Origin of the sequence: Vibrio penaeicida (assembly GCF_030689305.1) — a bacterium.
GTDB lineage: Bacteria > Pseudomonadota > Gammaproteobacteria > Enterobacterales > Vibrionaceae > Vibrio > Vibrio penaeicida_B.
The window spans coordinates 130,518-144,915 of record NZ_JAUYVM010000004.1 but is presented as its reverse complement, the minus strand read 5'-3'; the positions used below and the strand labels follow the sequence as shown (position 1 = coordinate 144,915).

Annotated in this window: 10 protein-coding genes and 1 pseudogene; 6 read left to right on the top strand and 5 right to left on the bottom strand. The window is 42.6% G+C overall.

What is annotated here, in order from left to right; all coding sequences use genetic code 11:
* The first annotated feature begins 97 nt into the window (after window positions 1-97).
* Window positions 98-1,053, top strand: a pseudogene (locus Q8W40_RS08715) (phage integrase).
* Between the two features lie 125 nt (window positions 1,054-1,178).
* On the opposite strand, the gene Q8W40_RS08710 reads toward Q8W40_RS08715, so the two are convergent.
* Window positions 1,179-2,222 carry a GMP reductase gene (locus Q8W40_RS08710; RefSeq protein WP_305396794.1) on the bottom strand — a complete coding sequence of 348 codons (1,044 nt, stop codon included), beginning with the start codon at window positions 2,220-2,222 and terminating at the stop codon, window positions 1,179-1,181.
* Between the two features lie 410 nt (window positions 2,223-2,632).
* Here Q8W40_RS08710 and Q8W40_RS08705 point away from each other — a divergent pair, with 410 nt between their 5' ends.
* Window positions 2,633-3,628, top strand: coding sequence for a 2-hydroxyacid dehydrogenase (locus Q8W40_RS08705; protein WP_305396793.1), 996 nt, complete (start codon window positions 2,633-2,635; stop codon window positions 3,626-3,628).
* A gap of 173 nt (window positions 3,629-3,801) precedes the next feature.
* On the opposite strand, the gene Q8W40_RS08700 is transcribed toward Q8W40_RS08705, so the two are convergent.
* The 3 genes from Q8W40_RS08700 to Q8W40_RS08690 form a co-directional block, all read right to left on the bottom strand.
* The gene (locus Q8W40_RS08700) at window positions 3,802-4,251 is read right to left on the bottom strand and encodes a PAS domain-containing protein (protein ID WP_101112955.1); all 450 of its coding nucleotides are present in this window, start codon (window positions 4,249-4,251) and stop codon (window positions 3,802-3,804) included.
* Complete coding sequence (locus tag Q8W40_RS08695) at window positions 4,251-5,255, bottom strand: response regulator (RefSeq protein WP_305396792.1); 1,005 nt, start codon at window positions 5,253-5,255, stop codon at window positions 4,251-4,253. The genes Q8W40_RS08700 and Q8W40_RS08695 overlap by 1 nt, the downstream gene beginning before the upstream one ends.
* 379 nt (window positions 5,256-5,634) lie before the next feature.
* On the bottom strand, window positions 5,635-5,997 hold the full coding sequence (locus Q8W40_RS08690) for an NADH:ubiquinone oxidoreductase (RefSeq protein ID WP_305396791.1): 363 nt from the start codon (window positions 5,995-5,997) through the stop codon (window positions 5,635-5,637).
* A gap of 357 nt (window positions 5,998-6,354) precedes the next feature.
* Here Q8W40_RS08690 and Q8W40_RS08685 point away from each other — a divergent pair, with 357 nt between their 5' ends.
* From Q8W40_RS08685 to Q8W40_RS08670, 4 genes are all read left to right on the top strand, one after another.
* Window positions 6,355-7,569 carry a sensor domain-containing diguanylate cyclase gene (locus Q8W40_RS08685; protein WP_305396790.1) on the top strand — a complete coding sequence of 405 codons (1,215 nt, stop codon included), beginning with the start codon at window positions 6,355-6,357 and terminating at the stop codon, window positions 7,567-7,569.
* 215 nt (window positions 7,570-7,784) lie between these two features.
* Window positions 7,785-9,020: an L-lactate MFS transporter gene (locus Q8W40_RS08680; protein ID WP_305396789.1), complete on the top strand. Its 1,236-nt coding sequence runs from the start codon at window positions 7,785-7,787 to the stop codon at window positions 9,018-9,020.
* Between the two features lie 70 nt (window positions 9,021-9,090).
* Entirely contained in the window at window positions 9,091-10,716 is a 1,626-nt protein-coding gene (locus tag Q8W40_RS08675; RefSeq protein WP_305396788.1) for a VRR-NUC domain-containing protein, read from the top strand.
* A gap of 211 nt (window positions 10,717-10,927) precedes the next feature.
* The gene (locus tag Q8W40_RS08670; protein WP_101112949.1) at window positions 10,928-11,107 is read left to right on the top strand and encodes a hypothetical protein; all 180 of its coding nucleotides are present in this window, start codon (window positions 10,928-10,930) and stop codon (window positions 11,105-11,107) included.
* Between the two features lie 159 nt (window positions 11,108-11,266).
* Here the strand turns inward: Q8W40_RS08670 and torS are convergent, their stop codons facing one another.
* Window positions 11,267-14,251 (bottom strand): TMAO reductase system sensor histidine kinase/response regulator TorS, encoded by a 2,985-nt coding sequence (gene torS / locus Q8W40_RS08665; RefSeq protein WP_305396787.1) that lies wholly within the window; start codon window positions 14,249-14,251, stop codon window positions 11,267-11,269.
* Between the last annotated feature and the right edge of the window lie 147 nt (window positions 14,252-14,398).

Below are 14,398 nucleotides of genomic sequence, written 5' to 3'. Positions count from 1 at the left end.
AAAAGGATTGAGGATTGTTTTAGAGTCGAGACATAAAACATTACAAGACACCCTAGCATACTTACTCTGTTTATAAATACAGTAATATGGCTAATCTATGTCTATCCGCAACTTAAAAGATGGTTCTAAAAAGCCTTGGTTATGTTAGTGCTACCCAAACGGTCGTACTGGTAAGCGTGTTCGCAAGAAGTTTGCAACTAAAGGCGAAGCTGCTGCTATTGAACGCTTCACAATGAAAGAGATTAAGGATAAGCCGTGGAAGGGTGACAAGCCCGATCATCGCAGGCTTTCTTAACTTATTAAGCTTTGGTACTCCCACTATGGTGCAACCCTTGCTAATGGCAGTGTCATCCAAGTAAATTTTTAAGAATGGCTAAAGCTATGGATGACCCTGTAGCGACCATTTTCGTTGCAAAAACATACTCTGAATTCAGAAGTAACCGAATGAGTGGGCAAATTAGTTTTGTTGATGCGCGCTGGCAAAAAGGGGCGCCTAGTATCGCAACGCTAAATTCAGAACTCGCGCGTTTTATGGCTATGTTTGCCAAATTGAAGGAAATTGGAGAGTGGAAAGGACCGAATCCTTTAGAAGAAGTTAAGCCATTTAAAGATCACGAACGCAACATGTCTTTCCTTCATAAAAAGCACATTATTTTATTGCTTGAACACGTGTCTAAACACAACCGAACAGACATGCAAAGGATAGTGAGGCTATGCCTTGCCACTGGGGCTCGCTGGAATGAAGCAGCTCAGCTAAAAGGATCACAATTAAGTAAGTTCAAGGTTACTTTCACGAATACCAAGACTAAGAAGAATCGCTCTGTACCCATCTCTCAAGAGCTTTACAACGAGATATACAAACCAACCTCAGGGCAAGCCTCCAATGTTTTGTGTCATTCGTTCGCAAGTCACTTCATGATGAATGGCGGCAATATTTTGGTACTGAGAGATATTCTCGGTCACGCCAACATCAGCATGACAATGCGTTATGCCCACTTCGCACCTGATCATCTTTCTGACGCCATTTCCTATAACCCGCTTGCAAATCTGTAGCCTGCCGCCATAAAAATTTTTTGCTCGGCTGTCGCCACTTTGTCGCCACTTTCCTAATTTCGGGTAAAAAAAGAGCCACTTAAAAGTGGCTCAACTCTTGAAATTTCAAACACAGGTTTTAAATGTTACTCTTTACCGTATACGTTATTTTCTTGCTCTTGAACTCGGATAAACGTGGTGCGCTTGGTCAGTTCTTTTAGTTTGGCTGCGCCTACATAAGTGCAAGTTGAGCGTACGCCACCTAGAATATCTTGAATGGTGTTTTCAACCGGACCACGGAACGGCAATAAAACGGTTTTGCCTTCTGCTGCGCGATACTTAGCGACACCGCCAGAGTGCTTATCCATCGCGGATTGGGAAGACATGCCATAGAACTTCATGTACATTTTGCCGTCTTTTTCAAGTAGCTCCCCACCCGACTCTTCATGACCTGCTAGCATGCCACCAAGCATCACAAAGTCGGCTCCGCCACCGAACGCTTTGGATACATCACCCGCACAAGAACAACCGCCATCACCAATAATTGTGCCGCCTAAACCGTGTGCGGCATCGCCACACTCGATGATGGCTGAGAGCTGCGGGTAACCTACCCCCGTTTTTACGCGTGTCGTACATACTGAGCCTGGGCCAATACCTACTTTCACTATGTCCGCACCTGCGAGAATCAGTTCTTCCGTCATATCACCGGTGACAACATTACCAGCAGATATCACTTTATCCGGGAATGCAGCGCGCACTTTAGAAACGTATTCACACAAGTGCTCGGAGTAACCATTGGCTATGTCGATACAAATAAAAATCAGCTCGTCGCTTAGGGCTAGAATATCTTGGGTTTTCTGGAAGTCGGCATCAGATGTACCGGTGCTCACCATGACATTGTTCAACACGCTTTTATCAGCGGTTTTAACAAACTCCGCCCAATCATTTGTGGTGTAGTGCTTGTGAATTGCGGTCATTACGCCATTTTCGGCTAGGGCTTTCGCCATTTCAAAGCTGCCGACAGAATCCATATTCGCTGCAATGACAGGGACACCCGACCATTGACGACCACTGTGCTTGAATGTAAACTCGCGGGTTAAATTTACTTGGGAACGGCTTTTCAGGGTAGAACGTTTCGGGCGAAACAGGACATCTTTAAAACCTAACTTGAGTTCTTGTTCGATACGCATGGTATGCAATTTCCTTTAACTGTGTATTGCATGCCCGTAGAAAGTTGGCTGGCAGGCCTGCTTTCAAGCGCGAATCTCTTTGGCAGAAGAGTTTCACGTTTTTCGGACACAAAAAAACCGGAGCGTTGGCAGACGCTCCGGTTTTCAGCATTATAGGCACTTAAAGATTCCTGACAAGACTAATATTTGTAATTTTTTTGTGTTACCTTACCGAAGAAATCATACCCAAAACCCTACCTTTTTGCGTTTTATCCTATTCATTTTTCTCATTTTTACCTCTTAGACAATACTACAACCTCTTTAATAACAAACAGTTAACGCTCATTAAATTTGGGGTTTATTTTTCTTTCAATCAACTGTATCAATAGCACTTATACTAATAACTAACTCTATTGTTGAGGAGTACAGTCATGCTAAAGATCGCATTTTTCAGCTCTAAGTCTTATGACGAGCGAAGTTTTAGTCACGAAAACGAGCATTATTCGTATGCTTTTGAGTTTCATGACTTCCGATTAACTGAGCAAACTGCTCGCCTAGCCTCTGGCTGCGAGGTGGTTTGTGCATTCGTGAATGACGATTTGTCTCAACCAGTACTACAACAGCTTGCTGATATCGGAGTGAAGATTGTTGCTATGAGATGTGCTGGATTTGATCGTGTGGATCTCAATGCAGCTCAAGAGTTAAACATCAGGATAGTGCGCGTACCAGCGTATTCACCGGAATCTATTGCCGAGCACGCTGTAGGTTTAATGCTTTGCCTTAACCGAAAATATCATAAAGCATACCAACGCACGCGCGATGCTAACTTCAACCTTGAAGGCTTGGTCGGCTTTAACTTTCACGGTAAAACCGCAGGTATTGTGGGCTCGGGTAAAATTGGTTTGGCGACCATGCGAATATTAAAAGGGTTAGGAATGGAAATTTTATGTTTCGATCCATACCAAAACCCTAAAGCTATCGATTTAGGTGTTAAGTATTGCGCACTAGAGGACGTCTATAAACATGCGGATGTCGTTAGCCTACATTGCCCTTCTACTCCAGAAAATAAGAACATGTTGAACGCCGACGCATTTGCTCAAATGAAAGACGGTGTCATGATTGTTAACACCAGTCGTGGAGACTTGCTCGATTCTGCTGCCGCTATTGAGGCACTTAAGTCAGGTAAGATAGGGGCACTTGGATTAGATGTTTATGACAATGAGAAAGAATTGTTCTTCCAAGATAAATCGAGTGATGTGATTGTAGACGATGTGTTCAGAAGATTGTCTGCTTGCCATAACGTCATCTTTACCGGGCATCAAGCGTTCTTAACAGAAGACGCTCTAAGTAGTATCGCTTCGGTAACACTACAAAACATTACGGACGTAATAAACAATGGCAGCAGCGTAAATGAAGTCGCTTCATAAGTGACTTCATAGCCCACTAAATCTTTACACCTGGGTACGTTATACCTAAGTACGTTACATCTAAGTACTTAGCACAGAAGCGTAGCCCTATGGCTTTGCCGCAAAAAAGAAAGCCCGATAGTCATATTCTATCGGGCTGTATTTTTTAAAGGCTACACTTCGTACTTATATCGTTATCGAGTATTTTCTGTTTCGCCTGCTATCACTGCTTCTGCTGTGGCGTCTTGAATCGACAAAAACATCGATTTAACCTGCCCAGTTGGTGTTCGCATCGGGTTAAGAGTGACGTTTTGATACATAAACTCCGCCTGCTGCGTGATTGGGCGAACATTACGGCAGCGGAACAAATACGGGCGTTGACGCCAAGTGATAAAGCTGCGGCAACCCATATTGAATACAGGCTTGGCTTTAAGAACAAACCATTCTCTTGGGATTTCAGGGAACACCTCAAACAAAGACTTACCAATAGCCTCGTGCGCTTGTTTTCCACTGTGGTGGGTCATAAAGCCATTCCAAACCTGAATATTGTATTCACTATCCAGTACTACTAACCCCATTTCTGCGTTTTGTACTATATCCACCATCCAGTGGAACTGTTCGAATTCTGCAGGTAGATTCAGCATTACAGATCATCCTCCATTAAGTAAGCTAATTTGTTATCCAACAAAGGAAGAGATTCATCTACAAACATAAACAACAAGTCACAATTAATATTCGTGCCGTCTATGTTGTAGCTTACTTCGAAGGTCATGGTTTTGGTGAACGATCCAGACGTGGACTGAATAATCGAATCGATCGGGATGTGCTGTCCCAATAAAACAGGAGAACTCTGGAAGAAGCGCACTTCGGACTGCTCGCCTAATCCATTTAAGAACGAACCCACCAGAATGTTGGATACGTCCATTAACAACTCAAGTTCTTCATGCTCATTATCCGCTGGTAATTGCATGAGTTTGTTGATGTCGGTAACTGAAGAATCGCTAAGAAGTACAAGTGCCTCCCCCGCGATCCCTTCACCACTGAACCCTTGGCAAACCCCCGAAACTTGGTCATTATCAGCCAAATCGCGCAGTGCCATGTGCAGCTCACTGACTTCAAAAATATTCACGTTTGGTAATGGTAAGTGCACAAACACATCAAAATGACGAGCAAGCGCATCGGCCGCTCGGCCAATCGCCACGTTGGCCACTTCCATGTATATGTCGCGTCTTTTTAGAACAGGAAGCTCAACCGCTGTGGGCATGTAAGTTTGCGGTTGCGTAGCTGGCTCAATGAGGGTTTTAAGTACGTCTTTTAAATCGTCTTTGTTAATCGGTTTTTGCAAAAACGCTTTTGCCCCTAAGGACATCACTTTTTCTTTCGCTTTAGGCTGGATATCCCCCGATACCACCACCACTTTAATGTCTATTCCACGTTTCCCAATCTCTTCAAGCGTACCGTATCCATCCAGTTCAGGCATGGTCAGGTCGAGAAACATCAGTTTGAATTCACTCGTTTGAAGTTGTTCTAATGCATCGAGTCCATGAACAGCAAAAGTTATATCTGCCCCAAGCGAAGCAGGAAGTGAACGTGCCATCTGTTTACGGGCTAATGCGGAGTCGTCACAGATAAGAATAGGAAATGACATTGATTCACCATAGGTCGCGTATGAAATACATACTTAAAAATAATTGCTTATACCCAAACCATAGTACTTTTTTCACTAAACTTTTACTTGGGCATCTTTAAACAGAATGGTGAACTTTAACACATCTAAAGAGAAAATCAGCGCAAGATTCCCACCACTTCTATATACAATATAGGATATAAATAAGCTAAGGAACGGCATATTGTGTAACCGATTAATTATTAATCATATTTTACCAATATGGTGGTTTTATCACGCTTAGTCTTAGGGTCACGATATCAGTTCATTTTGTTGCAAATGCAAAAAGGCCTTCCGTTTAGGAAGGCCTTTCATTAATTCTTTTCTTTGACAACGTTACGAGCGTTACCAATATTGCAATCTAAGCTTTTGCAACAGCGAGTTTCTTAGGAACCTCTGTAACGCTTTGGCGATAGCTGAACCACAAATAGGTAATAACAATAGAGAAGTAAAGATAGGTTAATGAAAACACCAAAGGAGAAGTCATTAAGCCTTCGTTCACACCAATCATTACACCAGAGACAGTAATGGTGAGCTTAGAAAGCATGCCGCAAAGAAGAAGTACCACAGCCAATGCTGGGAAACGAGTACTACGGAAACAGAACCAGTAGCAGCTACCGACAGCCAACGCTGAAACAGCAAGCCCTAGCATGAAAGAATGAAAGTGATCCGCAGAAGCAACACCCGCAGATACAGAAGCCAGTAATATTAAAATCAGTTTCATATATTCACCATTACCTAAATTAAGGGAATGCGTCCTTTCATTATCGAAATCTTAGTTTTCAGCGCCATTTTGCGCATTTATCGCTCAATTTCAAGTAAAAAAATGTTACATAACGTTGATTTTTTCCTCACATAAACACGCATTTACAAACAGTTAACACCGGAAACATTTACTTACACTCACAAAGCCTGATTTTTCTATTGAAATGCAGTTTAATAAAAATTTATTCACAGAAAATTAACATTCTAAATTCTCATCACTAAAGCAATGGAAATTCTGTTTTCGAGAGCTCGATCATCACATCCCCCCCTTAGTTGTGAGTTACCATTTAATTTTCACAACCATTAGAGTCTTACTTTGTTCGATAGTACTTATGGCGTTGTCATTCAGCGCAACTTCAAAGCGCTCTACGTCGATTTAGCTTTTGCCAATATCTACGGTTTTAGCTCGGTAGATGAAATCTATAAGTTAAGCAGCTTGCTTGATCTCATCGCACCGAGTGATCACGAAGAAGCCATCGATACCTATCGAAAGATTTTGACAGATCAACAGCGTCCAAGAATGCACTCCTCTATTAATATCGATAGGAATGGCAGAGAGTTTTCAGTATTGGCAATCGATCATGTTATCGAGTGGGAAGGAAAACCAGCCTTGCAAGTGACCGTCATTGATATGTCAGCTCAGGAAGAAGCATTGATACAGCTTCGCGAAAATGAAAGGCGCTACCGTGAATTAGTAGAAGGTTCTCTTCAAGGCATACTTGTTCACCGCGATTTTGATCCGCTATTGGTCAATCAAACCTATGCGAAAATGCTGGGTTATTCTGACGTTGAATCTTTTATGCAGACGGCTTCGGTTCTCGATCATATACCGACTAATTATCAAGAGGTTGCTCTCTCTCGATATCAGATGTTGCTCGATGGTGAGAAGACCAGCCAAAACGTCACCGTTAGAAACACACGACTAGACGGCTCCACCGCTTATTTTAAGCTTTCCGAGCGCTTAATTGATTGGGATGGTCAGCCCGCCGTACAAGTTTCAGTTTTGGATGTTACCGAGCAGCTCTTTTTGGAAGAAAAGCTCACCTATCAGGCAAATCATGACTCCCTCACAGGGCTTCATAATCGTAGATTCATGACAACAACTTTAGAAAATCGCCACTCCCTCGACCAATCGATGAGCTGTATTTTAATTGACTTAGACGATTTTAAATCGGTCAACGACAAGTATGGACATTCCGGTGGAGACAAGACGCTCAAAGCATTTGCTGCCGTTTTAAACGAAGTTTTAGGCGACCAAGCATTTAGTGCACGATGGGGAGGCGAAGAATTCATTGTATGCATGAGTGATTATAAATACGAGCAGGCACTTTGCTACGCTCAAGCAATACGATCTAAGGTTAATAAATGGGGCTTTAAAGAGGCCACAACAGCATCATTTGGCGTTGCTTGTTCTTGTGAAGAAGACGCAAACTACAACACAATGATCCAGCGAGCAGACCGCGCATTGTATGAAGCGAAAAGATTGGGAAAAAATTGCATCGTCACCACAGACAACGACTTTTACAGCTAATTAAACCTTTCATTAACATCATTCCAACACTGTCAATACCTACTCCTAACTAATAAAACTCTGATCCCGAAATTATTCCTAATTTATGTTGAAAAAGGGATTCCAATCACATCGGGATTGTTTATAATCCGCGCGCACCTCTTGTGTCTTTTTTTGATAAAGACAAAAAATATTTTAGAACCTAACAAACCCTCACGGGTGGATTGAGATAAGAAATGAAAAAAATCGATAGAGCGATGCGAATTCTACTGGCTGGATTCTGTATCAACCTTTGCCTCGGTATTCTGTACGCCTGGAGTGTTTTTAACAAAGCATTAGTAAGTGACTTTGGTTGGAGCGCTTCCGACGCATCGCAGCCTTACGCAATCGCCACGATTACTTTTTCTATCTGTCTTCTTGTTGCTGGCGTACTTCAGGACCGAATGGGGCCACGAAACATTCTTATTTTGGGCACAACGCTTACCGGTCTTGGCATGATAGGTTCAAGCTTTGCGGATTCCGTTCTTATGTTGAATATTACTTTCGGCGTAATCACCGGTGCTGGTATTGGTTTTGGCTACGCCTGCCTTTCTCCTTCTGCAATGAAGTGGTTCCATTCTTCTAAGAAAGGTTTAGTAAATGGCTTGATTGCTGCTGGGTTTGGTTTGGCTGCGGTTTACCTAGCCCCAGTGACATCAGCACTTATTTCTTCTTACGGGATTAACTCAAGCTTTATGATCTTGGGTATTGGTGTATTGATCATTGCTGTTCCACTTGCTTGCACCATCAATAACCCACCAGCAGGTTACACACCAGAAGCGCCAAAAGTGAAAGCAGGTAAAGCCACTGTCGTCACCAAAACGCCAACCGACATCACTTGGCATAACATGCTAAAAACGCCTCAGTTCTACTCCTTATGGATCATGTACGCGTTCGCCGCATCAGCTGGTTTGATGATCATCGGTAACATCACAAACATTGCGAGCGTTCAAGCAAACCTGCCTAACGCGGTTTACCTAGCGTCTATACTTGCCGTGTTTAATTCAGGCGGTCGTGTTGCAGCCGGTATACTTTCAGACAAAATCGGTGGCGTGCGCACGCTTCTTTTAGCGTTCGTTCTTCAGGGCATTAACATGGTTCTGTTTGCAACGTTCACTTCTGAATTCACATTGATCATCGGAACAGCTATCGCTGCAGTTGGCTATGGTACTTTGCTTGCTGTATTCCCATCTATTACTGCGGAATACTATGGTCTTAAGAACTATGGTACTAACTATGGTGTACTTTATACGTCTTGGGGTATCGGTGGTGCAATTGGTGCTGCGGTTGTTGGCTACTCAATGGCGAATGGCACTGGATTTGGGTTGGCTTACACCATCTCAGCGGTCATGATGGGCGTTTGTGTTGTACTTGCACTGGTTACCAAGCCAATCACTGAAGAGAAAGCAGAGTCACTTAAAGCTTCTGCTTAAATCTTATTGAACATTTTCTCTAAAAGAGCTTACCCTCAAGGGTAGGCTCTTTTTGTTTATATGTATTTTAATGCACCCTACTCCCGAACTCGCACCAGACTATTACCACAAAAACTTTCAGCTTCTACTCGACCACGCGCTTGGCATCTATGGCGACCTTTTATTGGAAGAGGAATTACTCTGGATCGATCGATTCCAATCGCTGAGTGTTTCATCTCAATGTTTGCTCATAAGAATGCTATCGCGTAAAGGTGAGTGGTTTCGAAGCGATAAGCTCGTTTACGACGAAATAGAAGATATTCAAGCGAGCTTAATAGAACTCGAACAGCAAAGACTTATTCTGCTCCCCGCTTCCCTTAGCGCAAAAACACTTGCGCATGAACTACTCACAAAACCAGAAATCATCACTCTTTTCCCTTCAACCGGTAAATCGCTTCCGAAAGCAACCCTCATAGCCACATTACCAGAAGAAGAAATAAACACAGGGCAACTTCAATTTTCCTGCATTCAACTGCTTCATGCCAATTTAATGCCGATTTTTACATCGCTGTTTTTCACCAATACTCATCAAGATTTCACTCAATTTGTGTTGTCTGATCTTGGTCTTAATCAATTCGAAAGCTACAAACTTAGCCGTGAGCTTCGCTACTTTAACCAGCGCGAAGAACTGGATTTACTGCTCCAAATCAGTGAACTCAGTAATCAGTATTATGAACAACGAAAACCGACGTTAGAACAAGTAAGCCATTGGTTAGGCAATCTCCCACCAGCCAGCACCCACAGCGACATTAACAAAAAGAGATCTCACTTAGTTAATAAACTGGCACGCGATTTAGAGCGCTTCGAACAATACGATTCTGCAGTAAATTGGTTTAGCGAAAACAACCTTCCCCCTAGCCGGGAGAGACGAGCCCGCATTTGGGAGAAGCAAAATAACAACGAACAAGCATTACAACTTGTGAGAGAGATGATTGAATCGCCATATGATGTCGATGAAAAGGAAGTAGCACAGCGAATTGAACGCAAGTTACTTAGGAAATTGGGGCAAAAAGCCAAGCAACAAAAGAAACCGAATATTGAAGAAACATTCATCGAGTTGGATTTGTCTCAAAATAGGGTTGAGATCGCCTCTCAGCAGCATTTTAGCCATGAGGGCTGGGGTGTATTTTATCTCGAAAACGGCTTTTTAAATGGGTTGTTTGGCTTAGCATTTTGGGATTGTATTTTTGCGTCTGTGCAAGGTGCGTTCAACCATGCTTATCAATATCGACCATTAGATCTTTATCGTCCCGAGTTTTCACAAATTAGAGCAAATAAATTAGACCAAGCTTTTCAAGAATTTTTGAACGATGGCTACGAAGCTCTCGAAAAACGTTATATAGAAAAGCAAGGCAAAGCTAACCCCTACGTGATTTGGGAGTTATTTACACCAGAACATATCCAACTAGCAGAACACGCATTGCCTAAAGAAAAATTAGCTGAATTATTCAAAGTAATACTGTCTGACATGCGGAACTTCCGTGCAGGGCAGCCCGACTTAGTCGCGTTTAAAGGCGATCAGTTTAAGTTTATTGAAGTAAAGGGACCTGGGGATAAACTGCAGCAAAACCAAATTCGTTGGTTACAGGTATTTCAGAAGATAGGAATAAACGCGGAAGTTTGCTACGTCAATTTCCCCAGAAAAAATTCAAAATAATTGGCATTTTTTACAAGTTTATAAGTCGCTGGTTATTGGTCGAATTTTATACATTGCCATCTGTAAGTTATTGGTTTGTACCTTTCTCAATTTTGGTCTAAGGCGAGATCTGATGATCTAACTTGAATTCGTTGTCTATAATCCGATTGAGGGTCACCCTTTTGTTCGGGTTATTCGCTCTGAGAATCATTCCAAAGTGGGGGGATTTAACATGGGTATTCAAGACAAAATTGAAGACTTGGAACAACAGATTTTCATCGCATGTTCCGAAGGAAATTTCGACCAAATGTACTTGCTAGAAAATGAACTGGAACAACTAAGAGGTCGAATTGCTTTTGGAATGGAAGAAGATCCCTATGCGTTAAGCGGCTCGTTTTTAACCGACGACTAAGGTTAGTTAACCTATACGCATTATCCAAACGATTCAATCGAATGGCGATAATAGCCATTTATCAAAACCCCGATTAGCAAGCTCCGGGGTTTTTAATTTGTATCTCATTTACTTCCTGTATTTCTTTTGCTTCCCTTGTTTCTTTTAAAAGCCCTATACCTACAGATCTAGAGCTTTCAATGCTGCCAATGACTTCGAAAGTATCGACTCCAGTTCGCCACGCGTGGCTTCAAAGCGCTCAATCGGTTGATTGGATATTTCAATTTGTTCGAGTTCTTTTCGCAGTGCTACGAGCCCCATACTGGAAGCGGAACCTTTTAACTTGTGAGCGATAGACGCTACTTTTTCTTGTTCGCGTTCTTGTACAGCATTTAGAATATTCGCCCACTCTGTGGAAGATGAATGCTCAAATACAGTGATGAACTCCTGCACTTTTTGCTTTCCTAGTACTTTGACATCTTGCTTCAATACATTTTCATCAATCAAGTCTGGGATATCTTCGCATGTCTCATCTATAACGCCATCTTGACTGCTAACGGCTATACCTTCATCTTGTTTGTTAAGGCTCTCCTCAGCATCAATAGAAAGGGTCATATTAGACTTTGGCAGACTGTCGGAAGATTCTTCGCCGTCGAGCATTTTGGCTAACGTAATGGCGAGCAATTCTCTTTCTATTGGTTTGGGGATAAAGGCATCAAAACCGGCCGCTAGGTATTCTGTCACTTCTTCATCAAACACATGCGCAGACACCGCTATCATTGGTGTCAGTTCACCACCGATACCCACAGACTTTTCCCGTTCAATATTTCTAAGCCGGCCTAGTAAATCGACGCCATTACAATCTGGTAAATTGATATCCAACATAACAATATCAAAAGCTTCAAGCTGTATTCTTTGCTCTGCTTCCAAGCCAGTCATCACGGTAACAACGTTGTGCCCTAGGTGTTGCAAAAATCCTTCTGCAACCACACAGTTAACTGGATTATCTTCAACCAATAGCACCTTAGCTTGTCTGGTATTCAAAGAAATAGATGCCTCTTTAACTTCGCATTCTTCACTGCCAACTTCAAGGGGCAGACGAAACCAAAACCGGCTACCTTCGTCCAGTTCAGAATGCAGGCCAATTTCCCCACCCATGGCTTCTACCAGTTTCTTGCTAATGGCTAAGCCTAATCCCGTTCCACCTACCTGATTTTCCCCTCCAGACGCTTGGGTGAACGCATCGAATAAAGTATCTCGCGATGATTGTTCAATCCCGATACCAGTATCGGAGATTTCAAAATAGATCTGTTCCGGGTACTGTTTGTCTCGACCAACGTAAATATCGATTTCACCTTCTTGGGTAAACTTAACGGCATTCCCCACTAAATTGGTCAAAACTTGGCATATCCTTATCGAATCGCCGATAAAATAACGTCCGATGTCCGTTTGTACTTCTTGGTAGACTTGCAGCCCTTTTTCCATTGCTCGGCTCGATAGCATTTGAGTGACATCACCAACCAAACTGACCAAGTCAAAATTTCTTGGCACCACTTTTAAATGCCCAGCTTCAATTTTTGAGTAATCCAACACATCATTAATGATGTTTAACAAACTCGTACCACTTCGATCAATGATGTCTGTATATTGATGCTGTTCATCGGTCAGTGGTGTTTCTTTAAGAAGATTGGCCGTGCCAAGTACACCGTTCAAAGGGGTTCTTATTTCATGGCTGATGGTGGCAAGAAACGCCGATTTCGCACGATTCGCTCGCTCAGCTTCATTTCTCGCCTTGGCATGATTAAGGACTTCAAGGTTAAGTTTTTGGTTGGTGTTCTTTAGTTCTACAGTGCGATGGTCAACGATTTCTTCAAGATGCTCTTTATGTCGCTCCAATTCCTGTTTGGCTTGCGCTTCAGCCTCTGCAACAACTTTTAGCGTTTGAGCGGTATCACGAGTAACCAATATTGCCCGCCCCATATCTGCCAACTCATCCTGCCCGTGTACTTTCATGTCGATATCGAGGCGTCCTTCAGCAACAGAAAATAAAGCGGAAGAGTACTGGTTCAAACGTACAACCACAGATTGATAAACCACTTTCCAAATAATGATTCCCACGATGAAAAGCCCTAAAATCGAGAGCAAAATCAGTGTCCATTGCGCCATATTGAGAGTTTGAGATACATTGGCAATCGCAATCGAAGAACTCTTATTAGAAGAGTCCACCAATTGGTTAACAATATTGTTTAATTGAGCAAATAGCTCATGAGTCTTGGCGTTCAAACCGTTTGCTAATTCTTCATTTTGGTGCCTTTGCATAAGCAGCTCAAAGATCTGATTACTGGCTTGTAAGTCATCAATCAGAGCGCTCATTTTCACGGAGCGAGTTGGATCTTCTACCGACCGAACTCGGCGTTCCATGATAGTAAGGTTTGAATCGAACTGGGTTTTCAACTCTTGGATACGTGGGAATACCGTGACACTTTTTACTTCTTCAATCTGGGTGAGTAATCGATAAGCCAGCAAATGAAGCTCGTGTAGCCTTTCCGTCAGATCCATATCCACTTCAACTAAGGTGTCCAACGCCTTATAAGCCAATTCGGAATCGTTGTTTTCTAGTAGGTCATAAACATGGGCAACATTGGCAACAGCTACAGTGCTAGAATTCAATACCTGTGTACGAGCTAAACCTTCAAGTTCATCGGCTTTCAAACGCATTAATTCCACTGAATGACCAATCTCTCGGGTAAGCTTTAGCCGTTTTTCAACGGAAAGCCCCAGTTCCGCGAGATTATCTATGATGCTTTGAACGTTAAACTCTAAGCGGTCAAGCAAGGTATTATCGAAAGAATCTGAGCCAAGTAGCTTGATATGTGAAAGGAGTTGATTGAGTTCAGAGAACAACATTTGACCATACCGCTTCACTTCCTCTGAATTCTCGGAATTAGAGAGCAGCTGTGCGGAATAAACGATACGCGAGCTCAATTCCGACACCTGACGCGCTTCTAACATGGCTGGGATCGCATCATTGGTTACCTGCCGCTCCGTTTTTGCGACGAGTGAAAAGCCAGCAATTCCAATGACAGATGCCATAACCATCAGAGATGCGATCGCGATAAAGGAGTATAGAAGCTTACTGCCTATACTCGAGGGGGATAACAACATAGTTGCCTCAAGTGAAAAAATAGAATTCAACAGTAAACATTGTGTTTATATTCAAGCTACCGCAAGATGCGGTATTCAGTTATATTTTGCCGTGATTACCCAGTAGATACTAACCATCATGCTAAAAACACTCACACATTTTTCATC

Bases quoted from the DNA above. Each gene is read 5' to 3' on its own strand.
- Q8W40_RS08710 (WP_305396794.1), bottom strand. From the start codon at position 2,222: ATGCGTATCGAACAAGAACTCAAGTTAGGTTTTAAAGATGTCCTGTTT.
- Q8W40_RS08705 (WP_305396793.1), top strand. From the start codon at position 2,633: ATGCTAAAGATCGCATTTTTCAGCTCTAAGTCTTATGACGAGCGAAGT.
- Q8W40_RS08700 (WP_101112955.1), bottom strand. From the start codon at position 4,251: ATGCTGAATCTACCTGCAGAATTCGAACAGTTCCACTGGATGGTGGAT.
- Q8W40_RS08695 (WP_305396792.1), bottom strand. From the start codon at position 5,255: ATGTCATTTCCTATTCTTATCTGTGACGACTCCGCATTAGCCCGTAAA.
- Q8W40_RS08690 (WP_305396791.1), bottom strand. From the start codon at position 5,997: ATGAAACTGATTTTAATATTACTGGCTTCTGTATCTGCGGGTGTTGCT.
- Q8W40_RS08680 (WP_305396789.1), top strand. From the start codon at position 7,785: ATGAAAAAAATCGATAGAGCGATGCGAATTCTACTGGCTGGATTCTGT.
- Q8W40_RS08675 (WP_305396788.1), top strand. From the start codon at position 9,091: ATGCACCCTACTCCCGAACTCGCACCAGACTATTACCACAAAAACTTT.
- Q8W40_RS08670 (WP_101112949.1), top strand. From the start codon at position 10,928: ATGGGTATTCAAGACAAAATTGAAGACTTGGAACAACAGATTTTCATC.
- torS (WP_305396787.1), bottom strand. From the start codon at position 14,251: ATGTTGTTATCCCCCTCGAGTATAGGCAGTAAGCTTCTATACTCCTTT.